The 26458-nt window shown below is 68.7% G+C and carries 25 protein-coding genes; 19 read left to right on the plus strand and 6 right to left on the minus strand.

The window, feature by feature from the left end; genetic code table 11:
- The first annotated feature begins 60 nt into the window (after nucleotides 1–60).
- The 6 genes from mtrA to AB0J16_RS42700 all read left to right on the plus strand — a co-directional run bounded on the left by mtrA (nucleotide 61) and on the right by AB0J16_RS42700 (nucleotide 7205).
- Nucleotides 61–738 carry an MtrAB system response regulator MtrA gene (mtrA, locus tag AB0J16_RS42675; protein ID WP_043620615.1) on the plus strand — a complete coding sequence of 226 codons (678 nt, stop codon included), beginning with the start codon at nucleotides 61–63 and terminating at the stop codon, nucleotides 736–738.
- Nucleotides 739–756: 18 nt separating this feature from the next.
- Nucleotides 757–2505 (plus strand): MtrAB system histidine kinase MtrB, encoded by a 1749-nt coding sequence (gene mtrB / locus AB0J16_RS42680; protein ID WP_358550852.1) that lies wholly within the window; start codon nucleotides 757–759, stop codon nucleotides 2503–2505.
- Nucleotides 2492–4270 carry an LpqB family beta-propeller domain-containing protein gene (locus tag AB0J16_RS42685; RefSeq protein WP_358550854.1) on the plus strand — a complete coding sequence of 593 codons (1779 nt, stop codon included), beginning with the start codon at nucleotides 2492–2494 and terminating at the stop codon, nucleotides 4268–4270. Before mtrB ends, AB0J16_RS42685 begins: the two co-directional genes overlap by 14 nt.
- 64 nt (nucleotides 4271–4334) lie before the next feature.
- Nucleotides 4335–5069 (plus strand): phosphoribosyltransferase family protein, encoded by a 735-nt coding sequence (locus AB0J16_RS42690; protein WP_358550856.1) that lies wholly within the window; start codon nucleotides 4335–4337, stop codon nucleotides 5067–5069.
- A gap of 607 nt (nucleotides 5070–5676) precedes the next feature.
- Complete coding sequence (gene raiA / locus AB0J16_RS42695) at nucleotides 5677–6336, plus strand: ribosome-associated translation inhibitor RaiA (protein ID WP_357949102.1); 660 nt, start codon at nucleotides 5677–5679, stop codon at nucleotides 6334–6336.
- A 170-nt stretch (nucleotides 6337–6506) separates the two neighbouring features.
- Nucleotides 6507–7205: a response regulator transcription factor gene (locus AB0J16_RS42700; protein WP_357647853.1), complete on the plus strand. Its 699-nt coding sequence runs from the start codon at nucleotides 6507–6509 to the stop codon at nucleotides 7203–7205.
- A gap of 619 nt (nucleotides 7206–7824) precedes the next feature.
- Here AB0J16_RS42700 and AB0J16_RS42705 read toward each other — a convergent pair.
- The gene (locus tag AB0J16_RS42705; RefSeq protein WP_358550858.1) at nucleotides 7825–9006 is read right to left on the minus strand and encodes a crosslink repair DNA glycosylase YcaQ family protein; all 1182 of its coding nucleotides are present in this window, start codon (nucleotides 9004–9006) and stop codon (nucleotides 7825–7827) included.
- Nucleotides 9007–9456: 450 nt separating this feature from the next.
- Nucleotides 9457–9717: an HGxxPAAW family protein gene (locus AB0J16_RS42710; RefSeq protein WP_357647849.1), complete on the minus strand. Its 261-nt coding sequence runs from the start codon at nucleotides 9715–9717 to the stop codon at nucleotides 9457–9459.
- Between the two features lie 224 nt (nucleotides 9718–9941).
- On the opposite strand from AB0J16_RS42710, the gene secA reads away from it, so the two are divergent.
- Nucleotides 9942–12734 carry a preprotein translocase subunit SecA gene (secA, locus tag AB0J16_RS42715; RefSeq protein ID WP_358550860.1) on the plus strand — a complete coding sequence of 931 codons (2793 nt, stop codon included), beginning with the start codon at nucleotides 9942–9944 and terminating at the stop codon, nucleotides 12732–12734.
- Nucleotides 12735–12842: 108 nt separating this feature from the next.
- Here secA and AB0J16_RS42720 read toward each other — a convergent pair whose 3' ends face one another.
- A complete protein-coding gene (locus AB0J16_RS42720; protein WP_358550862.1) occupies nucleotides 12843–13208 on the minus strand; it encodes an Rv3235 family protein in 366 nt (121 codons plus the stop codon).
- A gap of 408 nt (nucleotides 13209–13616) precedes the next feature.
- Between AB0J16_RS42720 and AB0J16_RS42725 the strand changes: the two genes are divergently transcribed.
- Complete coding sequence (locus AB0J16_RS42725) at nucleotides 13617–14834, plus strand: SMI1/KNR4 family protein (protein ID WP_358550864.1); 1218 nt, start codon at nucleotides 13617–13619, stop codon at nucleotides 14832–14834.
- Here the strand turns inward: AB0J16_RS42725 and AB0J16_RS42730 are convergent.
- Both AB0J16_RS42730 and AB0J16_RS42735 read right to left on the minus strand, forming a co-directional pair.
- The gene (locus AB0J16_RS42730; protein WP_358550866.1) at nucleotides 14831–16153 is read right to left on the minus strand and encodes a PTS transporter subunit EIIC; all 1323 of its coding nucleotides are present in this window, start codon (nucleotides 16151–16153) and stop codon (nucleotides 14831–14833) included. The genes AB0J16_RS42725 and AB0J16_RS42730 overlap by 4 nt on opposite strands.
- A 24-nt stretch (nucleotides 16154–16177) precedes the next feature.
- Entirely contained in the window at nucleotides 16178–16918 is a 741-nt protein-coding gene (locus AB0J16_RS42735; protein WP_358550868.1) for a GntR family transcriptional regulator, read from the minus strand.
- Between the two features lie 113 nt (nucleotides 16919–17031).
- Between AB0J16_RS42735 and AB0J16_RS42740 the strand changes: the two genes are divergently transcribed.
- The 6 genes from AB0J16_RS42740 (at nucleotide 17032) to nagZ (ending at nucleotide 22232) form a co-directional block, all read left to right on the plus strand.
- Nucleotides 17032–18069 carry an SIS domain-containing protein gene (locus tag AB0J16_RS42740; RefSeq protein WP_358431891.1) on the plus strand — a complete coding sequence of 346 codons (1038 nt, stop codon included), beginning with the start codon at nucleotides 17032–17034 and terminating at the stop codon, nucleotides 18067–18069.
- Between the two features lie 8 nt (nucleotides 18070–18077).
- Nucleotides 18078–18341 (plus strand): PTS glucose/sucrose transporter subunit IIB, encoded by a 264-nt coding sequence (locus AB0J16_RS42745; protein ID WP_263655705.1) that lies wholly within the window; start codon nucleotides 18078–18080, stop codon nucleotides 18339–18341.
- A gap of 11 nt (nucleotides 18342–18352) precedes the next feature.
- On the plus strand, nucleotides 18353–18799 hold the full coding sequence (locus AB0J16_RS42750) for a PTS glucose transporter subunit IIA (protein WP_358550870.1): 447 nt from the start codon (nucleotides 18353–18355) through the stop codon (nucleotides 18797–18799).
- Between the two features lie 74 nt (nucleotides 18800–18873).
- Nucleotides 18874–19134 (plus strand): HPr family phosphocarrier protein, encoded by a 261-nt coding sequence (locus tag AB0J16_RS42755; protein ID WP_357949124.1) that lies wholly within the window; start codon nucleotides 18874–18876, stop codon nucleotides 19132–19134.
- The gene (gene ptsP / locus AB0J16_RS42760) at nucleotides 19131–20843 is read left to right on the plus strand and encodes a phosphoenolpyruvate--protein phosphotransferase (protein ID WP_358550872.1); all 1713 of its coding nucleotides are present in this window, start codon (nucleotides 19131–19133) and stop codon (nucleotides 20841–20843) included. The genes AB0J16_RS42755 and ptsP overlap by 4 nt, the downstream gene beginning before the upstream one ends.
- 174 nt (nucleotides 20844–21017) lie before the next feature.
- On the plus strand, nucleotides 21018–22232 hold the full coding sequence (gene nagZ, locus AB0J16_RS42765) for a beta-N-acetylhexosaminidase (protein ID WP_358550874.1): 1215 nt from the start codon (nucleotides 21018–21020) through the stop codon (nucleotides 22230–22232).
- On the opposite strand, the gene atpB is transcribed toward nagZ, so the two are convergent.
- Nucleotides 22229–23020 carry a F0F1 ATP synthase subunit A gene (gene atpB, locus AB0J16_RS42770; RefSeq protein ID WP_357949131.1) on the minus strand — a complete coding sequence of 264 codons (792 nt, stop codon included), beginning with the start codon at nucleotides 23018–23020 and terminating at the stop codon, nucleotides 22229–22231. The genes nagZ and atpB overlap by 4 nt on opposite strands.
- Nucleotides 23021–23159: 139 nt before the next feature.
- Here atpB and AB0J16_RS42775 point away from each other — a divergent pair, with 139 nt between their 5' ends.
- The 5 genes from AB0J16_RS42775 to AB0J16_RS42795 all read left to right on the plus strand — a co-directional run bounded on the left by AB0J16_RS42775 (nucleotide 23160) and on the right by AB0J16_RS42795 (nucleotide 26433).
- Nucleotides 23160–23804: an HAD family phosphatase gene (locus AB0J16_RS42775; protein WP_358550876.1), complete on the plus strand. Its 645-nt coding sequence runs from the start codon at nucleotides 23160–23162 to the stop codon at nucleotides 23802–23804.
- 31 nt (nucleotides 23805–23835) lie between these two features.
- Entirely contained in the window at nucleotides 23836–24348 is a 513-nt protein-coding gene (locus AB0J16_RS42780; RefSeq protein WP_358550878.1) for a hypothetical protein, read from the plus strand.
- A 97-nt stretch (nucleotides 24349–24445) separates the two neighbouring features.
- Nucleotides 24446–24898 (plus strand): DUF2690 domain-containing protein, encoded by a 453-nt coding sequence (locus AB0J16_RS42785; RefSeq protein WP_358550880.1) that lies wholly within the window; start codon nucleotides 24446–24448, stop codon nucleotides 24896–24898.
- 113 nt (nucleotides 24899–25011) lie between these two features.
- Complete coding sequence (locus AB0J16_RS42790) at nucleotides 25012–25638, plus strand: HAD family hydrolase (protein WP_358550882.1); 627 nt, start codon at nucleotides 25012–25014, stop codon at nucleotides 25636–25638.
- Nucleotides 25639–26433 carry a haloacid dehalogenase-like hydrolase gene (locus AB0J16_RS42795; protein ID WP_358550883.1) on the plus strand — a complete coding sequence of 265 codons (795 nt, stop codon included), beginning with the start codon at nucleotides 25639–25641 and terminating at the stop codon, nucleotides 26431–26433.
- Nucleotides 26434–26458 lie beyond the last annotated feature (25 nt).

Here is a 26458-nt window from a genome sequence, read left to right on the forward strand (position 1 = left end):
AGGGTAACCTTCAGCGATCGTGCGGGTATGTCCCAGAATGCGTAGAACGAATGAGGGGCCATGAAAGGTCGCGTGCTGGTCGTCGATGACGACGCCGCTCTCGCCGAGATGCTGGGCATCGTGTTGCGCGGCGAAGGCTTCGAGCCATCCTTTGTCTCAGACGGCGACAAAGCCCTCGACGCTTTCCGGGACACGCGCCCGGACCTGGTGTTGCTCGACCTGATGCTGCCGGGGGCCGACGGCATCGACGTGGCGCGCAGGATCAGGGCGGAGTCGGGGGTGCCCATCGTCATGCTCACCGCCAAGAGCGACACGATCGACGTCGTGCTCGGTCTGGAGTCGGGGGCCGACGACTACATCGTCAAGCCGTTCAAGCCGAAGGAGCTCGTGGCCAGGGTGCGGGCGCGGCTGCGCCGTACCGACGAGCCAACTCCGGAGATCCTGCAGATCGGCGACATCACCATCGACGTGGCCGGTCACTCGGTCAAGCGCGGCGAGGAGACCATCAACCTGACGCCGCTCGAGTTCGACCTGCTCGTCGCGCTGGCCCGCAAGCCGCGCCAGGTCTTCACCCGTGAGGTCCTGCTGGAGCAGGTCTGGGGCTACCGGCACGCGGCCGACACGCGCCTGGTCAACGTGCACGTTCAGCGGCTCCGGGCGAAGATCGAGAAAGACCCCGAGCACCCCGAGATCGTGGTCACGGTCCGTGGTGTGGGCTACAAAGCCGGGCCGGCCTGACCGGCGCCCAACTCTGCCATGCCCCCGACCAGCCAGAAACGACTCCGTCGCCGTACTCTCCGCCAGATTCTCGGCGGGGTCCGGCGGCGGACCCGGCGTGCGGCGGGCAGGGCACGGAGCGTATGGCGACGCTCGCTTCAGCTCCAGGTGGTCACCAGCACGCTGGTGATCTCCGTGACCGTGGTGGTCGTGCTCGGCGTCTTCCTGTCCGACCAGATCAACCGGTCGGTCATCGAGAGCCGCCAGCAGTCCTCGGCCACCGAGGCGTTCGCCGACCGCGTGCAGATCGCCGACGCGCTCAGCCAGAAGCCCGACGACCAGGCCAAGTCGACCTCCGACACCAGCGGCAACGCGCCCGCCGACCCGCTCGACGAGGTGATGGACACCATCACCGGCTCCGGCGAGAACGGTTCCAAGAAGCGCTACGAGGTGCTGGTGCTCAACACCACCAACCCCGGCAGATCGCGCGCCTCGGGCAACGTCACACCCGAGGACGTGCCGCTGGCACTGCAGCAGGCCCTGCGGCGCGACGAGCGGAAGTTCGACTTCGACAAGCCGTACCGCTTCACCGCGCCGATCACGTTTACCGGGGCGAGTCAGCCCACGCCCACGCTGGTCATCGCCGGCGTGGTCAGCCTCCTCAACGGCGAGATCTACGAGGTCTACCACTTCTTCCCGATCAGCGAGGAAGAGCGGATGCTGTCCAACGTCCGGCTCGCCATCGCCGTGGTGGGCCTGGGCCTGGTGGTGCTGCTGGCCGCCATCGCCTACCTGGTCGCCCGGCAGGTGGTCAGCCCGGTCCGGCTGGCCCGCGAGGCGGCCGAGCGCCTGGCAGCGGGCAAGCTCGACGAGCGGCTCAAGGTACGCGGTGAGGACGACCTGGCCCGCCTGGCCACCTCGTTCAACGAGATGGCCGTCAACCTGGCGCTGAAGATCCACCAGCTGGAGGAGCTGTCCCAGGTCCAGCGGCAGTTCGTGTCCGACGTCTCCCACGAGCTGCGTACCCCGCTGACCACCGTGCGGATGGCCGCCGACCTGCTCTACGACGCCCGCGAGGACTTCGACCCGATGGCCGCCCGCTCGGCCGAGCTCATGCAGGCCCAGCTGGAGCGGTTCGAGTCGATGCTGGCCGACCTGCTGGAGATCAGCCGCTACGACGCGGGCGCCGCCACGCTCGACCTCGACCCGGTCGACGTACGTGACGTGGTGCTGCGCGCGATCGGCGACTCCGAGGCGCTGGCCGAGCGCCACACCACCCGCTTCGAGCTGCGGCTGCCCAACGAGCCGTGCATGGCGGAGATCGACAACCGGCGGGTCGAGCGCATCCTGCGCAACCTGCTGTTCAACGCCATCGAGCACGGCGAGGGCAGGGACGTCGTGGTGACGGTGGGCGCCGACCGGGACGCGGTGGCGGTCGCCGTACGAGACCACGGGATCGGCCTGAAGGCGGGCGAGGACACCATGGTGTTCGACCGGTTCTGGCGCGCCGACCCGTCACGGGCGCGGACCATCGGCGGCACCGGGCTGGGCTTGGCCATCTCGCGCGAGGACGCCTCGCTGCACGGCGGCTGGCTGCAGGCGTGGGGGCAGCAGGGGGAGGGCTCGCAGTTCCGGCTGACCCTGCCTCGCGTGGCCGGGACCGACCTGAAGGGGTCGCCGCTGTCGCTGGTGCCACCGGAGATCGAGATGCGGCGTACGTGGCGCGGGCAGATGACGCCGGTGCTGCTGCCCGCCTCGGCGGACGGGGCCGGTTATGACGAGGACTAGTCCTTTCAGGCGGCTCGGCGTTGCTGTAGCCGTCGTCGCGGCTCTCCTCTGGAGCTCGGCCTGCGCGGTGATCCCCGTGGGCGGCCCGTTCCCGGTCGGCGAGGCCGATGGCGGCGACCCGATGAACAAGCCGTTCCAGCGCATGGTCGCCATCCCGCCGCAGGCCGGCTGGTCGCCGGAGCAGGTGGTGACGGGCCTGCAGGCCGCCATGGCCGCCTACGCCGACGATCCGGAGATCCTGGCGAAGTATCTGACCCCCGAGGCGCGGCAGGCGTGGAAGCCCGGCGGTCCGGTCACGGTCCTCGACAACCTGGTGAAGTACGACGTGGAGGGGAAGATCGGCGACAAGGAGATCACCGTCTCCCTGTCCGGCACCCAGGTCGCCCGCATCGAGAACGACGACACCTACGTGCCCACCTCCGTGGGGGTCGACAGGAAGTTCACGCTGGTCAAGGACCAGCAGGGCGACTATCGGGTCAAGTCGCTGGTCGGCGGCCTCCTGCTCACCGAGGCGGACGTCACCCGCGCGTACCGGCCGACGAACCTCTACTACCTGAACGGCACGCCCGGCAGCGGCGGCGCCAACTCGGACATGCTCGTCGTCGACCGGGTCCGGCTGAGGCTCAAGCCCACCGAGAGCTTCGCCAAGACGATCATCGAACGGCTGCTCAAGGGCCCGAGCAAGGCGCTGCAGGGCGCCGTGGAGAACGTCTTCCCGCACGGCACGCGGGTCGAGTCCGTACGCGCCGGAGACGACCGCGTGGTGATCAACCTCAGCGGTCCCATCGACTCGGGCGACATCTTCACCAGGGGACTCCAGGCCCAGCTCAGATGGAGCCTGACCAGCAACAACGTGGCCAACGGCCGGTACATCGAGGTGCAACTGGACGGCGAGCCGTTCTACTCCTCGGAGCCCCTGACCATCCCGCCCAACATCAGCGACCCCTGGCTGGGCACCTCCTCGAACGCCGCCTACTACACCAGCAAGGGCGCCGTCTACGCGATGGCCACCGAAGGCCCCGGCCGGCCCGTGGCCGGACCCGCCGGTCAGGCGAACAACCAGTACTCGGCCTTCGCCGTGGCGGTCGGCGGTTTCTCCGTCGGCCAGGGCGCCGATCTCATCGCCGCCAAGTCGAGCGCGGGCGGCATCTGGGTGACCACGGCCGCGGCGGACGGCCGCTGGCAGCAGTGGATCCAGGGCGCCAGCGCGGATCTCACGGCGCCTTCCTGGCATCGGGATGGCACCCTATGGACGTACGACCGCCGGAACGGCGCCGTGCTGCGATGCAATCCGGGCGCCGGGCGCGGGCCCGAACGGATTGCCGCGCCCAGCCTCGACGGGTTCGACGTCACGCGGCTGCGGATCGCCAGGGACGGCGTGCGGGTGGCGGTGACGATCGGCCAGCACGAGATCCGGGTCGGCGCCATCACAGGAAGCGGCGCCGCCGTCATGCTCGGAAATTTCCAGACATTGAGTACGGTCGACGACGAGAAGATCCGGGACCTGGCCTGGCGCGACGGCGAGCACCTGGTGGTGCTGTCGCAGAGCAAGGCCGGGCCGGTGGTCAAGGAGATCAACGTGGGCGACGGCACGATCACCAAGCTGCCGTCGGACACGCGGCTGCGGGCGCTGGCCGCGCAGGGTGAGCGGATCCTGGCGGGGACCGAGAAGAAGAACGAGATCCTGGAGTCCAACCTGGACAAGCAGAACTGGACCTCCAAGATCGCCGCAGACGCCGACACCCCGCTGTTCCCCCTGGGCTGACCGGACGGCGATCCGCCACTCGTGTGGGGGCATTCCCGGGCCGAAACTGTCGGGGTCGGCGGGCATGCTGGTCCTCGTGTTCGCCGCTCTCGCCGACCTCGCTGACCTGGCCCTTCCGCAGTGCTGTCTGGGCTGCGGCACCAGGGGCCCGCGTCTGTGCGAGACCTGTCTGGACCCCGTCCCGGCCCGCCGCATGCCGAGACCCGCTCCCCACGGTCTCCCCGAGTGCTGGTCGGCCGCCGACTACACGGGGGCCGTGCGCGAGGCGATCGTCGCCTACAAGGAGCGCGGCCAGACCACGCTGGCCCGTCCCCTGGCGACGGCCCTGGCCTTCACCGCCTGCCACGCCCTGGCATACACCGCCGGCCACGCTGTGGCGGACCGGCCCGCCACACCTGTGGCCGTGGCGGTCGTCCCCGTGCCCAGCGCCCGTCGAGCTCTCCGGGCGAGGGGCCACGACCCGGTCGGCAGGCTGGCGGCGTTGGCCGTGCGGCAACTGGCGGCGTTCGGTCACCGGGCGGAGCTGTGGCCCGCGCTCGGACAGGCGCGTCAGGTTGGCGACCAGGCGGGCCTGAGCGCCACGCAGCGGGCCGCCAACCTCGCCGCCTCACTTCGGGTCACCCCCGCCGCGCAGGCCCGCCCAGCGGCCTCTGTGCTGCTCGTGGACGACATTGTGACCACGGGCTCCACACTGGCCGAAGCCGCCAGGACACTCCGGGTGCACGGCGTCGACGTCCTACTGGCGGTGACCGTGGCCGCGACACGCCGAAGATCTTGCAATCCATTACGGTCACACTGAGTAAAGGGAGATCATTTTTCCGCTCTCACCTGGACGCCACATGTGCCTACCCGCTGGGCAGCGGTGGGGCAGCTCAGACCTCCGTAAGGGAGGGGATATGTGGCCCGGCATACGCAAAAAGCGGCATCCGTCACGTGAGTCACATCGGAGGAAAATCACAGAAAGTGATCGTTTGACCGATCCCTAGGCTGACATTCGTCTCCGATGCGGATAGCGTTCTGACATGGCACCCGTTCGGGTCCGTGGTTGCGCAGGGCCGGGAGTCCCGGCTCTGCTAGCCGATGCCAGCCGCAGGCAAAACGGTCCACGTAAGGCGACTCTTTGTCGACCGATCACGGTGCGGCTTAGGGGTAAGTCCTGCCTTCCCGGGGGTCCAGATGTCCCCCGTCAGGAGAGAAGGGCAGTAGTGGCATCAGAGCCGCGAAATCCTCAGCAGGCGGATGTGGGGTCGAAGACCAGGTCGGCCGGGCGGGTGCCACCCGAGAACCCGGTGACGGAACGTCGGAAGAGGGTAACGGTGACAGCAGAGAGGCAGACGGAAGACCCCGCCCGGCAAGCACGTCGTCGGGCGCTCTTTCTCAGTCGTTAGACGAAGGGGGGCTGTTGCATGGACATCATCGTCAAGGGCCGGCACACAGGAGTGAGTGATCGGTTCCGAGACCAGGTGGAGACCAAGCTGGCCAGGATCGAGCGTCTGGACAACAAGCTCATTCGAGTTGATGTGGAGGTGTCGAAGGAGCGCAATCCGCGCATCGCCAGTCAGCGAGAGCGCGTCGAGCTGACCATTCACTCTCGAGGACCCGCCATTCGCGCGGAGGCTTCCGCCGACGATCGATTCGCCGCCCTGGACATGGCGCTGGACAAACTGGAAGGCCGCCTCAGGCGCCTGTCCGACCGGCGCAAGGTGCACCACGGCAACCACGCCCCGCCCTCCGTCGCGGAGATCACCGCGACGCTGCCCGAAGCCGCCGACCTGGCGCCACCGCGCAAGGCCGAGGTCGTACCGGAGTTCGACGAAGAAGAAGAGCTCCCCGACGACAAGCAGTATGACGACATCGTCCCCATCGAGATGGACGGCGACGGGCCGCTCATCGTACGAGAGAAGCACCACAAAGCGGAACCCATGACCATCGACCAGGCTCTCCTCGAGATGGAGCTGGTCGGCCACGACTTCTATCTGTTCCGTGACAAGGAGAGTGGCCAGCCGTGTGTCGTTTACAACCGGCGCGGCTACAACTATGGCGTACTTCGGCTCGTAGAGCCGTGACGCAGCGCTAAAAGATCTTCTCGACCACCCTAGGACCGCGTGAGACATGCCATCATTGGCGGTCCAACGGCTCTGGCCCCCCGACGAGGAGGAGACGTGAGCGAGCTCAGTCAGGTCATGAGCGAGCGAAGCGCGGAGATGGCGGTCTCCAGGCTGATCGAGGAGGCCTGGTGACGGAGTCCGGCGAGGCGCGCCCGTCAGGAGGCGAGCCGATCCGCGTCCTGATCGTGGACGATCACGAGCTGATCAGGCGGAGCCTGGCTCTGGCGCTGGCCGCCGAGCCAGACATCGAGGTGGTCGGTGAGGCGAGCGACGGGCATGAAGCGGTCGAACTGGCCGACCGCCTCATGCCCGACGTGGTGCTCATGGACGTACGCATGCCGCGGCGCGATGGCATCGAGGCGGCGAAGGGCATCAAGGCCTCGGTGCCGAGCACCCGCATCATCATGCTGACGGTCAGCGACGAGGAAGAAGACCTCTTCGAGGCCATCAAGGCGGGAGCGACCGGCTATCTGCTCAAGGACGTGCAGATCAACGACGTCCCCGCCGCCGTGCGCGGAGTTCATGAAGGCCAGTCGCTCATCAATCCGGCCATGGCCGCCAAACTCATCAACGAGTTCGCGAACATGAGCAAGAAGGAGAGCGAACGCCCACCCCAGCTCCCTGTGCCGCGGCTGACCGAGCGGGAGATGGAGGTGCTGCGCCTGGTGGCCAAGGGGATGAACAACCGCGAGATCGCCAAGCAGCTCTTCATCTCCGAGAACACGGTCAAGAACCACGTCCGCAACATCCTCGACAAGCTGCAGCTCCACTCACGCATGGAGGCTGTGGTCTACGCGGTACGCGAGCGCATGCTGGAGATCACCTGACATCGCCCTCGGGCGGGCGCGGCGGCTGAGAATCGCCCGCCCCCTCGGTGGGCGTGCTGGGTGGTGACCCCTGCCCCCTCGGTGGGCGTGCCGGGTGGCGACCATCTACGCCCGCGGTGAGCGTAGCGTTGCTGACCGTCTGTCCCTGCGGTGGGCACCGTGGCTTCTGATGGCCTGCGTCCTCGACGGATGCAGCGGCAGCCGTCCGTCTGCGCCTGCGGTGATCGTGGCGCGTCAGGCGGCATGCCCCGGCAACTGTCGACCACGTACCCGCCCGCTCGGCGGGCGTGGCGGTGGTTCGTCGGCATCGGCCGCAAGTAGGCGATGAGGCTTTGTCGGCACCCGTTGCCCAGTAGGCAATGAGGTGGCGGCCAGTGCGCCCTTCGCCTCCAGGTGGTGATATCCGAGGTCCGACCCCCAGCCCGGCCGAGGCCTGACCCCCAGCCCGGCCGAGGTCTGACCCCGGTCCGACCGGGGCCCACCTGGTGTCCGACCCGAGCTGTGTCCGAGGTCCGATCCCCGGTCCGACTGGGGCCCATCTGGTGTCCGACCCGAGGTCTGGTCCTCCCTGGGGCCCGAGGTCTGGCTGGGGGTCCTCCCTGGGGTTTGGTCCGAGGCGCTATCTGGGGTCCGCCTCCAGGTGGGCGATGAGGGTGGGGTCGGCGCGTTCGACTCGTACGGTGTCGCAGCCCACCCACTCGGCGGCCGACCACAGCGCGTCGCTCAGGGCGTCGGCCCACTTGGCGCCGGTGAGACCCGGTTCCAGGCTGAGCTGTCTGGCCACCAGCGTGGTGCCGTCGCGGGCCGGGTCCACTCGGCCGATCAGCCGGCCGCCGGCCAGCACCGGCATCGTGAAGTAGCCGTGCACCCGCTTGTGCTTGGGCACATAGAGCTCGAGCTGGTAGTTGAAGCCGAAGACCCGCTCGGTCCGGCCGCGATGCCAGATGAGCGAGTCGAACGGCGACACCAGCGTCGTCCGGTGCCGCCCGCGCGGCGCCGACTCCAGGGCCGCCGGATCGGCCCACGCGTTGGTCTGCCCCCTGGTCGAGGGCCAGCCGGTCACGCGTACGGGCACCAGCCCCGTGGCCCCGCTGAGCAGCGTCTCGTCGAGGATGGCGGCGAATCTCCCCTTGAGGCGCAGGAAGTCGATCAGGTCGCCCCGGGTCGCCACGCCCAGCGAGGCACCGGCGATGGCCGCCAGCCGTACGATGCACTCCTCGTCGGAGAGGTCCTCGGCCTGGAGTTCGGCGGGGACCACGCGCTCGGAGAGGTCATAGACCCGGCGCCAGCCGACGCGGCGGCTACAGACGAGCTCGCCGATGTCCAGCAGCCATTCCAGGCCGATCTTCGAGTCGGACCAGTCCCACCAGGGGCCGCCGTTCTTGGCGCCGCCGACGTCGGAGGTGGTGAGCGGGCCCGAGGCGCGTACCTGATCCAGCAGCTTCTCCACGTGGTCGGGCACCTCGTGCCAGCGGTAGCGGCGATCGCGGTAGGCGCGCCGCCTGAAGGAGTAGAGGGGCCAGTGCTCGATCGGCAGGATGCAGGCGGCGTGGCACCAGTATTCGAAGCTCTGGGCGGGATTGTGCCAGTAGGCCCGCTCGACTTTGGGCCTGCCCACCGCGCCCAGGCGCGCGTAGGCGACGAGCTCGTGGGAGCGGGCCAGGACCGAGATCGTGTCGAGCTGGATCGCGCCGAGCCTGCGGAGCATGCCGTGCACGCCACCTCGGCGGGCGTCCGCGCCGAGCAGGCCCTGGGCGCGCAGGATCAGCCGCCGCGCCTCGTCGGCCGTCAGATCCGTCATATCAGCACATTGGTACGGCTATGCATGCCGCGATGCTAGCGGCGGCCACCGACAGAAACCCGACAGGAGGAAAAACGACAGGAGGAAAGAGGAGACGATGGCCCGCCGCCTGATGCCTGGCATGGGCGGGCGTCCGCTGTGCCGCCTGGACGAGCGATGGCCCGCCGTGTGGCGCCCGCATGAAACGCATGAGAGAGGTCCGCCGTGTGGCGCCCGCATGAGAGAGGTCGCTGCGATGCCCGGATGGACGATGGTCCTTCCGCCGCGTGACGCGTACGTGAGGCACGACGCGTACGTGAGCGGCGTCCTGCGACGCGTGGCGCACGGGAGCGGAGTCCGCCGCGTAGCGCGTACACCAGCGGCGGCCTTCCGCGTCTGCGTCGGAGGCTCGGGCGGCCCGGAGGGGTAGGGATGCCGGAGGTTCGGGCGTCCCCGAGGTTCGCCGGAGGCTTAGCGGTGGTCTTCCGCGTGGAGTCCCGCCCTGGGCGCGTCGATCACGACGTCGGTGAAGATGTCGAAGACGAGGGCGAGGATGCCGCCCACGACGAACACCCCGGCGCCGATCCAGATGAGCGTCCAGTTGGCGGCGGTCATCCCATAGCCGGCGACGACGGTGCCCAGCAGCATCACGGTCACCGCGAGCCATGAGGACGCGCGGCCGCCATGGTTACCGAGATTCTCCGTGTGCTCTGACTTGCGCCCCTCAACCATCACAAATCCTTCCCTTTGCCAGATATCCCGCTAACGGTGCAAACCACGGGCTTACCGGCATACGCTCTGCCTAGACCCCATTCTCCCAGACATGCCCGACGCTCTCGTCGTCGCGGTGGCTGTGTCTGGTTGCTGAACCGCCTACGATGGCAACGGGGAAGTTTGTCTCAGCCTCTCCTCCTGGCGGCGCCGCCGGGGTAGACCTGCGAGGAGCTTTACATAAAGTGGCAGCCATTCTCGACAAGATCCTACGTGCCGGCGAAGGCAAGACGCTGCGCAAGCTCAAGCGGATCGCCGATCAGGTCAACTCCATCGAGGACGACTTCACGAGCCTGTCCGACGCGGAGTTGCGCGCCCTGACGGACGAATTCAAGCAGCGGCTCGCGGACGGCGAAACCCTCGACGATCTGCTTCCCGAAGCGTTCGCGACCGTGCGCGAGGCGGCCCGCCGCGTGCTCGGTCAGCGTCACTTCGACGTGCAGATCATGGGCGGCGCGAGCCTTCACATGGGCAACATCTCGGAGATGAAGACCGGCGAGGGCAAGACCCTCACCTGTACTCTCCCCGCCTACCTCAACGCGCTCGCCGGCAACGGCGTCCACGTCATCACGGTCAACGACTACCTGGTCAAGGTCGGCGCCGAGAACATGGGCCGCGTCTACCGATTCCTCGGTCTCGAGGTCGGCATGATCCTGGCCGGGCAGGTCCCGGAAGAGCGGCGCAAGCAGTACGAGGCGGACATCACCTACGGCACCAACAACGAGTTCGGCTTCGACTACCTGCGCGACAACATGGCGTGGTCGCTGGACGAGTGTGTGCAGCGCGGCCACCACTTCGCGATCGTCGACGAGGTCGACTCCATCCTCATCGACGAGGCCCGCACCCCGCTGATCATCTCCGGTCCGGGGGAGCAGTCGGGCAAGTGGTACACCGAGTTCGCCAAGATCGTGCCGCGGCTGCGCAGGGGCGTCGAGGCCAAGTCGCCCGACGAGGAGAGCACCGGCGACTACATCGTCGACGAGAAGAAGCGCACGGTCGGCGTTCTGGAGTCCGGTGTCGCCAAAGTCGAGGACTGGCTGGGCATCGACAACCTCTACAAGGCCGAGCACACCCACCTGGTCGGCTTCCTGAACAACGCTCTGAAGGCCAAGGAGCTGTTCAAGAAGGACAAGGACTACATCGTCGCCGAGGGCGAGGTGCTCATCGTCGACGAGTTCACCGGCCGCATCCTGCACGGCCGCCGCTACAACGAGGGCATGCACCAGGCCATCGAGGCCAAAGAGGGTGTGAAGATCAAGGACGAGAACCAGACTCTCGCCACGGTCACCCTGCAGAACTACTTCCGCCTCTACAAGAAGCTGTCCGGGATGACCGGCACCGCCGTCACCGAGGCGAACGAGTTCCACCAGACGTACAAGCTCGGCGTGGTCCCGATCCCGACGAACCGTCCGATGATCCGCAAGGACCAGGCCGACGTCGTCTACAAGACCGAGGACGCCAAGTTCGCCGCGGTCGTCGAGGACATCAAGGAGCGCTACGACGTCGGCCAGCCGGTGCTGGTCGGCACCACCTCGGTCGAGAAGTCCGAGCGGCTGTCCAAGGCGCTCAAGCGCCGCGGCGTCCAGCACGAGGTGCTCAACGCGAAGAACCACGCGCGTGAGGCCGCGATCGTCGCCGAGGCGGGCCGCAAGGGCGCCGTCACCGTCGCCACCAACATGGCCGGTCGAGGCACCGACATCATGCTCGGCGGCAACTCCGAGTTCCGGGCCGACCTTGAGCTGCGCCAGCGCGGCCTCGACCCGCTCGAAACGCCCGAAGAATACGAGAAGGCGTGGCCCGAGGCGCTGGAGAAGGCCAAGGCGGCCGTCAAGGCCGAGCATGACGAGGTCACGGTGCTCGGCGGTCTCTACGTTCTCGGCACCGAGCGGCACGAGTCGCGCCGCATCGACAACCAGCTCCGCGGTCGTTCCGGCCGCCAGGGTGACCCGGGCGAGTCGCGCTTCTACCTCTCGCTCGGCGACGACCTGATGCGCCTGTTCAACTCGGCCAGGGTCGAGATGATCATGACCAGGCTCAACATCCCCGACGAGCAGCCGATCGAGTCCGGCATCGTCTCCAAGGCCATCGCCTCCGCCCAGCACCAGGTCGAGCAGCAGAACTTCGAGATCCGCAAGGAAGTTCTCAAGTACGACGAGGTCATGAACCGGCAGCGCAAGGTGATCTACGCCGAGCGCCACCGTGTGCTGGAGGGCGCCGACCTGCACGAGCAGGTGCAAGGCTTCATCGGCGAGGTGATCGACGGCTACGTCGCGGGCGCCACGGCCGAGGGCTTCGCCGAGGAGTGGGACCTCGACAAGCTGTGGAAGGCGTTCGGCGAGCTCTACCCCGTGACGGTCACCATCGACAACGTGGTGGAGGAGGCCGGCGGCCGCGAGGAGCTCAGCGCCGAACTCATCAGCACGAAGATGAAGAAGGACGCGCTGGAGGCCTACGCCAGGCGTGAGGAGGAGCTCGGCGCCGACGCCACCCGCGAGTTCGAGCGCCGCGTCATCCTGTCGGTCCTCGACCGCAAGTGGCGCGAGCACCTTTACGAGATGGACTACCTGCGCGAGGGCATCGGCATGCGGGCCTACGCGCAGAAGGATCCGCAGATCGAATACCAGCGCGAGGGTTTCGAGATGTTCGCCGCGATGCTCGAGGGCATCAAGGAGGACTCGGTCGGCTTCCTGTTCAACATCGAGGTCGAGGTTCAGGAGAACCCGATCGTCGAGGAAGAGGACGCGATGATGGCGGAGACCCGCTCGATCATCGCGCGCGGCCTGCGTGGGCCCGAGCGGCCCGCCGAGCTCGAATACTCCGCGCCGGGTGAGGCGGGCGAGGTCGAGCACACCCGGGTCCGCAGCACTTCGGCCGAGCGCGCCGCCTACGGCAACGTCGAGCGCAACGCGCCCTGCCCCTGCGGCTCGGGCAAGAAGTACAAGCGCTGCCACGGCGACCCCAAGAACGCCCAGGCATAACGCACCGGTCCGGTTCTGGGAGAAGGCCCTCGCCTGTCGGCGGGGGCCTTCTGCCGTCTTCCGGGCGGACCGATACCTCGGCTTGCTTCCGGCGTGTGTTGGGGGTTGTCAGGCGGTTTCGAAGTCCGTGCACAGCCATTGGACGCCGCGCCGCTCAAGCCGTACGGCGAGTACGTGGCTGCGTTCGCCGCAGTGGACGAGGAGGCACATCTCGACCGCTCCGTCCTTGGGCTCCTTCACGTGCGGGCTCCCCACGAACGGCGGTCGTTTCGTCTCGATCATCCGCCCCGCCTTGACGAGGTCGCGGTAGGCCCGGTCGGTGAGCCGGTCGGCGACGCTCTCGGGCGGCCGCCGCCCCGAGAGCACCTCGGCCAGTGCCTGCCCGAGCAGTCGCAGCCTGCGCTCGTCGGGACCGACTCCCGGCGGTCCCCACACGAGCGGGTCGGAAATGGCGGCGTGCGGAAGGGATGACATGGGGGCCTCCGATGTCATAGGGGGAGAGGGACAGTACAAAGAGTTTCCGGCCCGGCCCTTGAATACATCGCCCACCAACTTTCCCGCTCAGTCCACCCATTCGAGGTGATTGGCGAGAAAGATCGCCGGAAGTTGGAGTGGTGTTGGGCGGCGCGATCCGAATTTCGGCCCTGTACCCGCCATCAATAGGCCGTCCCCAACGAATTCGGCCGGGCCTCTACGGTCTACTGGCGATGGCAGGTTGGGGTGTCGCGGTCCGTAACCCCATTGCGGCACTGCGTGGCAGTCAACGGCCAAGCGCGCAGGGACAGACCACCAAACGTGCGGAGATGATCAGTATGTCGGGGACGGCTGCTAGGTTGCGGTGGCATGGCGAAGTCCTCCCGGCATAAGGCGCCGCACCTTTATGTGATCGATGAAGATTTCGTCCTGCCCGATCGGGGTGACGAGCAGGAAGGGGCGCCTGAGTCCGCGGTTCCCGCCGGCGATCCGGACGAGGCGGTGCGGCTCTTCCACTCCTACCGGCGGCTGATGGCGCGGATCCTCGGATACGAGGAGGAGCTCCCCGAGCCCGCGAGTGAGGAGGACCTCGCCGCGGTGGAGGACAGATTCGGCGTTACGCTGCCTCCGGACCTCCGCGCGCTGTACGGCATCGCCGACGGTGACGGCGACCTGATCAATGCGCTGTTCGACCGGCACCCGTGGCTCTCCCTCGCCGAGATCGGCGACCAGGATGACGAGTGGTTCGACATCGGGCGGGAGTGGCAGTACGAGCCCTGGCGCCGGACGGTGTTCGATGCCCAGCCCCCGAACACCGTCCTGAGGTCGTCGCTGCGCCTGGGCTGGATCCGGTTCGCCTTCGACACCGGCGGCAACTGGCTCGCCGTGGACATGGATCCCGGCCCGAACGGTCGTCCCGGGCAGGTCATCTCGGTCGGAGTCGACTACACGACAGAGCCGACGTACATCGCCGACTCGGTGACCACGTTCCTGCGCCGTCTGGTGGAAGCGCTGGAACGCGGTGACTACCGCCGTCACGACGAGAGCCTGTGGATCGACGCGGACCTGCCGCAGCTGCCCGTCGAGCATGCCACGTACAGCGACGACCCGCCCTCCCGGGAGCGGGCCATGCGGGCCGGTCCACGGGTGCAGGAGGTGCGGGTGGTCGACGTAGAGGATTGCGCGTTCCTCGCCGTGGTGCCCGAGGTGTGTTCGCTGGCGCTGTCGAGCAAGGGTTCGCCCGATCTGACCCTGCTCGGTGACCGTCCGGTGGAGTATCTGGAGCTCGATGTGGAGTCGGCCGACCTGACGGCGCCGGCCCGAAACCGGGAGTTGCGTTCGCTGTCGATCACCTGCGCGCGACCCGTCGAGCTGGCTCCGCTCCGTACGGTGCCGAACCTGTGGGCGCTGGACATCGCGGCGGCGCCCGTCGCCGACATCGCCACGGTGACCGAGCTGAAGGGACTGCGGTACCTGGAGGTGACCCAGGACCAATGGCGGGAGCTGTCGGAACTCGATGACCTGCCGCCGCTGGCCGTCGTCGGTATCCACCCCCACCGCCCCGAACGCGACTGGCCGAGCTCAACGGACTGGGTCACCAGTTATGACGATCCGCCCAGGAGCTAAGAGGGCGGCTCGCCCGAATCGACGTCTGGTTCGGGCTCGCGGCCCGGGGTCATGATGTTCAGTTTGCGGATGAGGAAGCTGAACACCACGTAATAGACCACCCCATAGATCACCCCGAGCAGGAGGATGCCCGGCAGGTTGTGGGTGTTCGACTTGCTGGCGTTCAGCAGCATGTCCAGCAATCCCGCCGAGAAGCCGAAGCCGAGCTGCCCGCCGATGAGCGTGGTGAGCGCCATCGCCAGTCCGGTCAGCACAGCGTGTACGGCCAGCAGCACGGGTGCCACGAAGATGAACGCGAACTCGATCGGCTCGGTGATCCCGGTGACGAACGACGCCAGCCCGGCCGACAGCATGATGCCGCCCACGGCCGCCCGCCGGTGCGGGGGCGCGGCCCGCCACATGGCCAGCGCGGCGGCCGGCAGCGCGAACATCATGATCGGGAAGAACCCGGCCATGAACTGGCCGGAGTGCGGGGCGCCGCCGAAATAGCAGTTCCAGTCGCCGCCGAGGACCTGGCCGCCGACCTGGCACTGCGGCACCACGTACCAGACGATCGAGTTGACGAAGTGGTGCAGACCGAGCGGGATCAGTAGCCGGTTGATCAGGCCGTAGATGCCGGTGCCCAGTGGTCCGAGTGTGGTCAGGGCCTCGCCCGCGTGGCCGATCCACTCGCCGAGAATCGGCCACACCCAGCCGATGAGCACGCCGAGCAGCAGCGCCACGATCGAGGTGATGATGGGTACGAACCGGCGCCCGCCGAAGAAGGCCAGCCAGGACGGCAGCTTGATCCGGTGGAAGCGCTGCCACAGCATGGCGGTGACCAGCCCGATCATGATGCCGCCGAGCACCTGGGTGGGGTTCTGCATGCCGTAGTTGATGATCTCCTTGATGCTGCCCTGGGGCTGGACCGCCTTGATCAGGACCGTGTCCCTGATCGCCGAGCCGAAGAACATCACCTTGGTCACGCGGTCGAACACCAGGTAGCCGACCACCGCGGCGAGCGCGGTCGAGCCGTCGGACTTGCGGGCGAACCCGATCGCCACCCCCACCGCGAACAGCAGCGGCAGGTTCTCGAACAGCGCCGCACCGGCGGCGGCCAGCACCTCGGCGACCTGGTTCATCCAGCCGAAGCCGGCCACGTCGGCCAGGCCGCCCGGCTCGGCGCCGTTGGAGCCGAGCATGTCGGGCTGGCCGAAGCGGAGCAGCAGCGCGGCCGCGGGCAGGGCGGCGATGGGCAGCATGAGCGAGCGGCCCAGGCGCTGGAGCACGTTCATCACGCGTGAGAACGGCGAAGGCCTGGCGGCGGTGGTCTCGTTCACCGGGCGTTCCTCCGGGTCGGGCCCTCAGCCCCGTCTGGTGGGCATTTCCAGAATGGTGCGCAGCTGGTAGCGGTCCGCGCGATAGGTGGACACGCCCAGCTCCGCGCAGATGCCGCCGGAGAAGGATCTGCGCTGCAACAGTAGTACGGCCCCGCCCCGGGGGAGTTTGAGCAGATCGGCGTCGCTCGGATCGGCGATGCCCCCGTCGATGGTCAGCTCGCCGGCGTCCATGACCAGCCCGTAGCGGTTCTCCAGCAACTCGTAGAGCGACCTGCCCGACAGGTCGTGCTCGGCCAGGTCGGGCGCGAGCTTGACCGGGATGTGCGCGCGCTCGATGGACAGCGGTTCGCCGTCGGCGGTGCGCAGCCGCTCGATGAAGTGCACTTCCTCGCCCGGCTGGATGCCCAGCTCCTTGGCCAGATGGGCGCTGGCGCGTACGACCCGCCGGTCGAGGTCGCGCGAGCCCGGCTCCATGCCGCGCGCCCGCATGTCATCGCTGAACGACGTGAGCTGCAGCGCGAGCTCGATCTTGGGTCTGGCCACGAACGTGCCCTTGCCCGGCACCCGGTGCAGGCGGCCCTCGGACACCAGGTGGTCGACCGCCTGCCGGACTGTCATCCTGGAGAGGCCGAAGCGCTGGCAGAGCTCGCGCTCCGACGGGATGGCGGCGCCGATGCTCAGCTCGTCGCTGTCGATCAGGTCCAGCAGGATCTCGCGCAGCTGGAAGTACTTGGGCACCGGGCTGTCCGGATCGATGTGCGCCACGGATCCTCCCCTCGATCTGACCTGGGCGATGGGCTATGGTTCGTACTGGTCTAGTCCGGACTAGACCACATGTCGCAAAACAGGGTCAAGTCTGCCCGGTAACGATTTGAGGGATGATGACCACCAAGATGCGCAGCGAGATCGCCGAGCAGCCTGAGGCGCTGCGGGCCACGCTCGATTCCCTGCTCCCCAGGGTCGACGAGGTGAGAGCACTGGGCGAGCGGACCCGCCAGCTCCTGTTCATCGCGCGTGGCACCTCCGACAATGCCGCAGTCTACGGCCGCTACCTGGTCGAAGCCCACGCCGGGCGGCTGGCCGCGCTCGCCGCCCCGTCCGTCGCGACGACGTACAAGCGCAAGCTGGACCTCGACGGCGTGCTGGCCGTCGCCATCTCGCAGTCCGGCCGGACCGAGGAGATCGTCGAGACGCTGACCTGGGCCAAGGACTGTGGCGCCAGTACGGTCGGCGTGACCAACGGCGGCCCGGACAGCCCGCTCGCCCAGGCCGCCGACCTGGCGCTGTGCACGCTGGCGGGTGAGGAGAAGGCGGTCCCGGCCACGAAGACCTACACCACCCAACTCGCCGCGCTGGCCGTGCTCGCGCTCGGCCTCGGCGCCGACGTGGACGCGGCCGACCTGCAGCGGGTCCCGGATGCGGTCGAGAAGCTGATCGCCGAGCCGGGCGACCTCGACGCGGTCGTCGAGGGCCTGGCCGACAAGCAGGGCGCCGTGGTCTCCGCGCGCGGGCTGGCCTTCTCCACCGCGCTGGAGACCGCGCTGAAGCTCAAGGAGGCGTGCTACCTGCACGCCATGGGCCTGTCGTACGCCGACCTGCTGCACGGGCCGATCGCCGTGGTCGACGCCGACACCCCCGCCCTGCTGGTCGCCGCCGAGAACAGCCCGACGCTGTCCGGTACGGTCGCGCTCGCCGAGCGCGTCGTCGCCGCGGGCGCCGCGGCCTTCACCATCGGCGGCGGCCCGGCGCTGGCCCACGCGGGTACGGCGGCGCTCAACGGCCCCGATCTGCCCGAGTGGGTCGCGCCCATGGGCCTCATCGTGCCGGGGCAGTTGCTCACCGAGGCGCTGGCCCGGAGGCTGGGCATCGACCCCGACGCGCCGCGCGGGCTCAACAAGGTGACCCAGACCGACTGACGTTTAGCCTGGTCGTAACGTTACGAGGAGGACGGATGGCGGCTGATGCCAGCGCGATCATCGCGGGGCTCGGCGGTGCGGGCAACATCATCGACATAGAACCGTGCATCACCCGGTTGCGTACGGAGGTGCGTGACGTCTCCAAGGTCGACCAGGCCGCGCTCAAGGCGGCGGGGGCGCACGGCGTCATGGCCGCGGGCAACGTGGTGCAGGTCGTCGTCGGGCCCGAGGCGGACACGATCGCCAGCGACATCGAGGACATCATCGGCTAGAGGGCGAGACCATGACGACTGTTCTCGCCCCGGTCGAGGGGGTGGCCGTGGGGCTGTCGGCGGTGCCCGACCCGGTGTTCTCCGCGGGCATGGTGGGGCCGGGAACGGCGATCGATCCGGCGCGGGAACCCGGCAAGGCCGTAGCCCCAATATCCGGGAAAATCATGAAATTGCATCCGCATGCCTACGTCATCGTCGGGGATGACGGCAAAGGCGTGCTGGTGCATCTGGGCATCGACACGGTCCAGCTGAAGGGGAAGGGCTTCGAGTTGCTCGCGGCCGAGGGCGACAGGGTCCGCGCGGGCCAGCCCGTGGTGGCCTGGGACCCGGCCGCGATCGAGGCCGGTGGCCGCTCGCCGGTCTGCCCGGTGGTCGCGCTCGACGCGCCCGCCGGTGCGGTGACGGCCATGGCCGGCGGGCCCGTGCACGCCGGCGACGAGCTTTTCCTGTGGGACTGAAGAGAGCCATGGGCCGAAACTTTGGGTAGGTGCCGGGGTCGGGTGGTCCGGACCGGTTGGACAAGGAGGAGTACATGGCCGAGCGCAAGGTCACCGTGGCGGCGGAAGTGGGCCTGCACGCCCGCCCGGCGGCGACATTCGTGCAGACCGCAGTCAAGGCCCCGATGGACATCACCGTGAGCAAGGGGGTGACCGGCCAGCCCGTCAACGGCAAGAGCATCCTGCAGATCCTGGGGCTGGACGTCCGGCAGGGCGAGGACATCGTGATCAAGGCCGAGGGCGAGGGCGCCGACGAGGTGCTCGACGCACTGGCGGCGATCGCCGGGACACCATGAACCTGCGGGGGGCCGGGGTCAGCCCGGGGATCGGGACCGGGCCCGCCTACGTGCTGACCGGGGCCGTCCCCGAACCCCCCGCCGGCTCCACCTACGAGGGTCCGCCGGAGCCGGAGCGCGAACGCGCGGTGGCGGCGCTCGGACAGGTCGCGGGAGAGCTGGAGGCCCGGGGCAACCGGGCCGGCGGCGAGGCCAAGGAGATCCTCAAGGCCCAGGCGCTGATCGCCGAGGACCCCGGGCTGGTGGTGGGGGTCAAGGCCCTGATCGACCAGGGCGTCGCGGCTCCCCGGGCGGTTTACCAAGCTTTCGCGAAATATCGGGACATGCTGGTGAGTGCGGGTGGGTACCTCGGCGAGCGGGTCGCCGACCTGGACGACATCAGGGACCGCGTGATCGCCCGCCTCACGGGCCACCCCCTGCCGGCCCCGCCACCCGTTCCGGGCACGGGTGAGCCCTATGTGCTGATCGCCGTCGATCTGGCGCCCGCCGACACCGCGTTGCTGTCGAAGGACGCCGTGGCCGCGTTCGTGACCGAGGCGGGCGGGCCGACCAGCCACACCGCGATCCTGTCCAGGGCGATGGGCGTGCCCGCCGTCGTGGCCTGTCCGGGCGCGACGGAGATCCCGGCCGGCACTCGGATGCTGGTCGACGGCAACACCGGGGAAGTACGGCTGGAGCCCACCGAGTCCGACATCGCCCGGCACGTCAGCGCGCACGAGGCCAGGCGGCGACGCATGACGACCGGCGGTCCCGGCCGGACCCGGGACGACTTCCGGGTGCAACTGCTGGCCAACATCGGTGGCCCGGACGATCTCGACGCGGCGCTGGCCGCCGGGGCCGAGGGTGTGGGGCTGTACCGGACCGAGTTCCTGTTCCTCGGGCGGACCGAGGCGCCGTCCGTGGCAGAGCAGGAGGCGGCCTATCGGGCGGCGCTGGCCGCGTTTCCCGGCGGAAAGGTGGTGGTGCGGACGCTGGACGCCGGTGCCGACAAACCGCTGGCGTTCCTGCCCTCCGCCGCGCCCGAGCCGAACCCGGCCCTGGGCGAGCGTGGCGTGCGGCTGTTCGAGAGGTTCCCCGAGGTGATGGCCGCCCAGCTGGAAGCGCTCTCCGTGGCGGCGGCGGTGAACCAATCGGGTGCGGTGCGGGCCAGTGCGGCGGCGGCCGAGCTCCAGGTGATGGCTCCGATGGTCGCCACGGCCCAGGAGGCCCACTGGTTCGTCGACGCCTGCCACGCCAGGGGGCTCCCGCAGGCGGGCGTGATGATCGAGATCCCGGCGGCGGCGCTGCGGGCGGAGAGCCTGGTCACCGTGGTCGATTTCGTGTCGATCGGGACCAATGACCTGGCCCAGTACGCCTTCGCCGCCGACCGCCAGTCCGCCGCGCTGGGCTCGCTGCAGGACCCGTGGCAGCCAGCGCTGCTCGACCTGGTCGCCATGACCGCTACGGCCGCCTCCGACAACGGCAAACCGTGCGGCGTCTGCGGGGAGTCGGCCGCCGATCCGGCGATGGCCTGCGTGCTCGTGGGGTTCGGGGTGTCCACGCTGTCCATGGGGGCCGCCGCGCTGCCCGCCGTACGGACCGGGCTGGGGGCGCACACACTCGACCAGTGCCAGCTCGCCGCCCAGGCCGCGCGGGGAGCGGCTACGGCGGCGCACGCCCGCGCGGCGGCCCGCTCCCACCTGCCGGGCCTCGTCGAGTTGGGGATCTGACCGGACCGGGAGGGCTGGGGCTCCGACAAGACCGGGAGGAAGAGGGCATTTGACGGCTGTGTGGCTCAGGGGTCCCGCGGCATGGATACCTTTGAGAGCATGTTTCGACGGACAGGCACGGCTGGGCTCCTCGTGATGGCTCTCGCGGCATGCGCCGGGGGAGGTGGCGGCCCGGTGGGTGCGGCTCCGGCGACCCGGCCGGAGGTGGCGCCTCCGTCCACGGTTCAGCAGAGCTCCTCGTCGGCCGGCCAGGGCAGCGGGTTGCCGGGCGTCCTGTCGAAGATGAGCGTGGAGGAGAAGGTCGGCCAGCTGTTCATGCCCGTCCTGTACGGCACGGGCCCCGGTAGCGTGTCGGGCGAGAACCAGGCGAGGTATGGTGCGCAGACCCCGGCCAAGGTGGTCGCCAAATACCATCTCGGCGGCGTGATCCTCTTCCCGGCGAACATCCAGAGTGTCGGCCAGGTCGTCGGCCTGACCAACGGGCTGCAGCAGGCGTCGAAGGACGTGCCACTCCTGATCGGCACCGACCAGGAGAACGGCCTGGTGTCCAGGATGGGCGCGCTTATGACCGACTTCCCCGGCGCCTCGGTCATAGGCGCGACCAAGGACACCGCGGTCGCCCGGTCCGTGGCCAAGGCCACCGGCGAGGAGCTGCGCGCGGTCGGCGTCAACCTCGACTTCGCCCCGGTCGCCGACGTGAACATCGACCCGAGAAACCCGGTCATCGGCAAGCGCGCCTTCGGCGATCAGCCCGGTGAGGTGGCCAAGATGGTGGCCGCGTCGGTGAAGGGTTTCAACGACGCCAAGGTAGCCGCCACCGCCAAGCACTTCCCCGGCCACGGCGACACCAACATCGACAGCCACACCGGACTGCCGGTGATCAAGCACACGAAGGAGCAGTGGGAGCGGATCGACGCGCCGCCGTTCAAGGCCGCGATCGCCGCCGGTGTCGACGCTGTGATGAGCGCGCACATCGTCTTCCCCAAGCTCGACGCGTCACGCGACCCCGCGACGCTGTCCAAGCCCATCCTGACCGGACTGCTCCGTAACAAGCTCGGCTTCCAGGGCGTGATCTCCACGGACGCGCTCAACATGGACGGGGTGCGCAAGAAGTACAGCGACGCCGAGATCCCCGTACGGGCCATCCAGGCGGGCGCCGACCTGCTGCTCATGCCGAACAACCTGCCCGTGGCCTACAACGCGGTGCTGGCGGCGGTGAAGTCGGGCAAGATCTCGCAGGAGCGGCTCGACCAGTCGGTGACGCGGCTGCTCAAGCTCAAGCAGGCCCGCGGACTGCTGCCCAAGGCGCCCGTGGCGTCGGCCGCGCAGGCGGCCAAGGTGCTCCGCAGCACGGAACACCGCAAGGTGGCCGCCCGCGCCGCGCGTTAGTGCGAGCCCTTCAGCCCGCTGGCGATGAACATCGCGGCGAGCAGGGCGAACAGGAACGCCTGCAGGAACTGGATGAACATCTCGAACGCGGTCATCAGTATCGTCATCGCCACGCCGAGGACGCCGATGCCCGCGCCGAGCACGGTGAGCCGCTCGAACAGGAACCAGAAACCGACCGAGCTGAAGAAGGCCAGCAGGAGATGGCCGGCGAACATGTTCGCGAACAGCCGGATGAAGTGCGTGAACAGCGAGTTGATGAAGGTCTCGGCGAGGATCAGCGGGGCGTAGATGCCGTAGGCCCAGCCGGGTAGGCCCTCCAGGTACACCACGCCCTTCAGGTAGCCGCGCACGCCGTGGTGCTTGACGCCGAGGAAGACCTTGACGACGTACACGCTGAGCGCCAGCCCGAGAGGGAAGTCGATGTGCGCGGCGACCGGGAACTGGATGAACGGGACGACGCCCATCAGATTCCAGACCAGCACGGTCAGGAAGATCGTGAGGAGCAGGCCCATCCACCGGTCGGCGTCCTTGCCGAGATTGGGCTTGGCCACCTGTTCGCGGACGAACACGTAGGCGTACTCGCCGAGGTTCTGCCAGCCTCGGGGGACCAGTTTCGGCTTGGCGAAGGCGCCCCAGCACAGGGCGATGACGATGATCGAGGAGAGCAGGGCGAGCAGCGTGGGCTTGGTCAGCCATTCCGGCCCGCCGGGGAGTATCGGGTCGAAGTCGAACAGCTCCGTACCAGGAGCTTTGAACTCATCCGAGGTGATCAGGATCGTCGTGCGCACGGCGGTCCCTCCATGGGGTCAGCTCAATGGACCCTCACGATAGCCAGGGAATTTGGCCGCCCTTTATCCGGGGTTTATGTGGGTCTGCGGGTGATGTGCGACGCTCAACTACCCTAGAACGGGATTCCAAGGAGGGGCCTTGATCACAGGGGTGCTGATCGACTGGGGTGGCGTGCTCACCACCAGTCTCTCTGTCTCCATCGGCAAGTGGATCGAGGCGGATCGCATCGACGACCGCCACTACCGAGCCGTCATGCGCGAGCTGATCGACCAGGCCTACGGCGGCGAGCAGGAGAGCGTCGTGAACGCGCTGGAGCGCGGGGAGATCGACGGGGCCGCGTTCGAGCGCGACCTGGCCGCCCGGCTGCTGACCGTCGACGGGGTCTCGCCCGAGGCCGAGGGGCTGCTGGAGCGGATGTTCGCCGGCTTCGAGCGGGTCGAGGTGATGTACGACATGCTGCGCGACGTCAAGCGCAACGGCGTCAAGACGTGCCTGCTGTCCAACTCCTGGTCCAACGTCTATCCCCGGGACGGCTGGGACGAGCTCTTCGACGCGGTAGTGATCTCCGGAGAGGTCGGCATGCGCAAGCCGGAGCCGCGCATCTTCGAGCACGCGCTCGGCCGGGTCGGGCTGCCCGGCGAGGCGTGCGTGTTCATCGACGACATCGAGGTCAACATCCTGGCCGCGCGGGGCCTCGGCATGGCGGGCATCCACCACCGCGACGCCGATTCGACCATCGCGGAGCTCGAGACTCTGCTCCAACTTCCGTTGCGACGGGCATGATAGAGCCCTTGCACGCTGTGAAAGGTTCGTGATGCGCGTCTATTTGCCGTGCACGCTCCCCGCGCTGGCCCGAGCGGTCGAGGCGGGGGAGCTAGGCCCGGCCCCGCTGACCGGCTACGCGGTGACCCCCGCGCTGACCGAGTGGTACGCCTCGGGTGACACCGAGGAGCTCGAATACGTGGCTCTCACCGAGGCCGCCCGCGCCTCGCTGCGCCGGCTGGCCGCCGACCGCGCCGACGGCGTCGAGGCGTCCTCCCGGCGCGTGGTCGTCGTGGCCGAGGTGCCCGACGGCACGCTCTCGATCGGCTCCGACCTGGAAGAACGGGCCCGAGTGCGCGTGACGGCGCCGGTTCCGCTGGGCAAGGTGGACGCGGTCCACGTCGACGACCTCTACGCGATCCCGGACATCCAGGCCGCGGTCGCCGCCCTCCCCGCCGCCGACGAAGGCGACGACGACGCCCGCTTCACCGTGGACGGCGCCGAGGCGCACGAGCTCATGTGGTTCGCCACGCAGGAGATCCCCGATCTGCTTCAGACACGTTAGGTATACGTTAAATAGCTCACAGTGCCTTGACCATTTCTTGAAACTTCTCGCTATGGTCCAGACGGATCCCCATCCCGAACCCAAGGAGTCGGTTCCAGTGAAGTTTCGAGTGACGGCCATCGCGGTCGGCGCGGTGGCGGCGGCCCTGCTCACGATCTCTCCTGCCAGTGCGCAGGCGACCGCGAAGCCGTACGACCACAAGGACCCCTACCAGACCGGCTGCGGCAACTCAGCCAAGATCGTGAAGACTGGCTCGATCAACAGCCGGGCCAACGGCAAGGTCGGCACGATCCAGCTCTGGTGGTCGGGCAGGTGCAAGACCAACTGGATCGAGATCAAGACGGCCACGTCCGCGTCCGGCAGCATCAGCGTCTACACCGAGGACGGCAGGTACGACCGGTTCGCCTTCAAGAAGGGCAACGGCGGCCGTCACTGGGGCAACATGCTCTCTGCCAACAACATGTGCGCCTGGGGCGGCGCCAGCGTCCAGTGGAACGGCGGCCGGGGCGGCCAGAACGGCGCCGGCAGCACCGCCAAGGCCTGCGGCTAGCCACACCTCTGTAGTGCGGGTCTGACCCGCAGTCACGGGTGAAGCCGCGGCCAACGGGCTGCGGCTTCGCCGTTCACCGGGATGTCACACCCGCCCGTTAAACTGATCGTGACATGACAAAGCACATCATCTGGGACTGGAACGGCACGCTGTTCCACGACATCGACGCCGTCGTCGGGGCCACCAACGAGGTCTTCCGGTCGTACGAGTTGCCGCCGCTGACCGCTGACGACTTCCGCGCGGTCTACACCCGGCCCATCTGGGTCGCCTACGAGCGGCTGCTCGGCCGCCCGCTCAACGAGGGCGAGTGGGAGCTGCTCGACAACGGCTTCCATGAGCACTACTTCCGCCTCAGCGTCGCCTGCGGGCTGGCCGCCGACGCCGAGCTGTCGCTCACCAGCTGGACGGGCACCCAGTCGCTCTGCTCGATGGCCCCGCACACCCACCTGGTGCCGCTGATCGAGTCCTTCGGCATCACCCGGCACTTCACCAGGGTCGACGGCCTGGTGGGGCTGACCGGCGGCGAGAAGGCCGCGCACCTGACCGCGCACATCGAGGCCATCGAGGTCGAGGCCGGCGAGATCCTGGTGATCGGCGACAGCGTCGACGACGGGCTCGCCGCCAAGCACGTGGGCGCCAGGGCCGTCCTCTACACCGGTGGCATGACGACGCGCGCCGAGCTGGAGGCCACCGGGCTGCCGGTCGTCGACACCCTCGCGCAAGCCCTCACCTATGCCTGAATGCCCCAGCAGGCAGCCTTCGGCGGCCAGATAGCCGTACCCTGGCTGGATCCCCCACAGGAGGTCGCCATCAAACGCCTTGTGCTCTGGAACATCGACCTCACCTTGGTCGACGTCGCGATCGTGACCAGGGACGCCTACGCCGAGGCGTTCCGCGCCGTGACGGGGCGTCCGTTGCTCAAGCTGGCGCCGGCGCGCGGCCGGCCCGACTCCGAGATCGTCTTCGAGACCCTCGCGGTCAACGGCATCGTCACCGAGGACGACACCCTGCCGAGATTCCTGTCCGCGCTGGCGATGGCCTTCGCCGACCGGCGTAAGCGGCTGGCCACTGAAGGCCACGTGATGGCGGGGGCCAAGGAGGCGCTCAAGGCCGTCGCCGGGCTCGACGGCGTGGTCCAGTCGGTGCTCACCGGCACGATCAAGAGCAACGCCGTGCACAAGCTCAAGGCGTTCGGGCTGGACAAGCACGTCGACTTCGAGCTCGGTGGCTACGGCGAGGAGGTCTATCCCAAGGCGACGCTGCTCCAGGTCGCCCAAGGGCGGGCCAAGGCGCGTTTCGGCATGCCGTTCACCGCGGTCAACACCGTGGTGATCGGCGACTCGACGCGTGACGTGCAGGCCGCCAAGATCGGCGGGGCGGCGATGATCGGGGTGGCCTCGGGCCGGTCGATGGCGAGCGAGCTGCGCGAGGCCGGGGCCGACCTCGTGCTGCCCGACCTGTCCAACGCCTCGGAGGTGGTGGCCGCGGTCGCGGGCCTCACCACGCCGGTCGACCGCAGACCGGTCAGCCCTTGACCTGACCATCGGGCCGCACGTCTGC

The sequence above is a fragment of the Nonomuraea sp. NPDC049750 genome (assembly GCF_040659625.1).
Lineage (GTDB): Bacteria > Actinomycetota > Actinomycetes > Streptosporangiales > Streptosporangiaceae > Nonomuraea.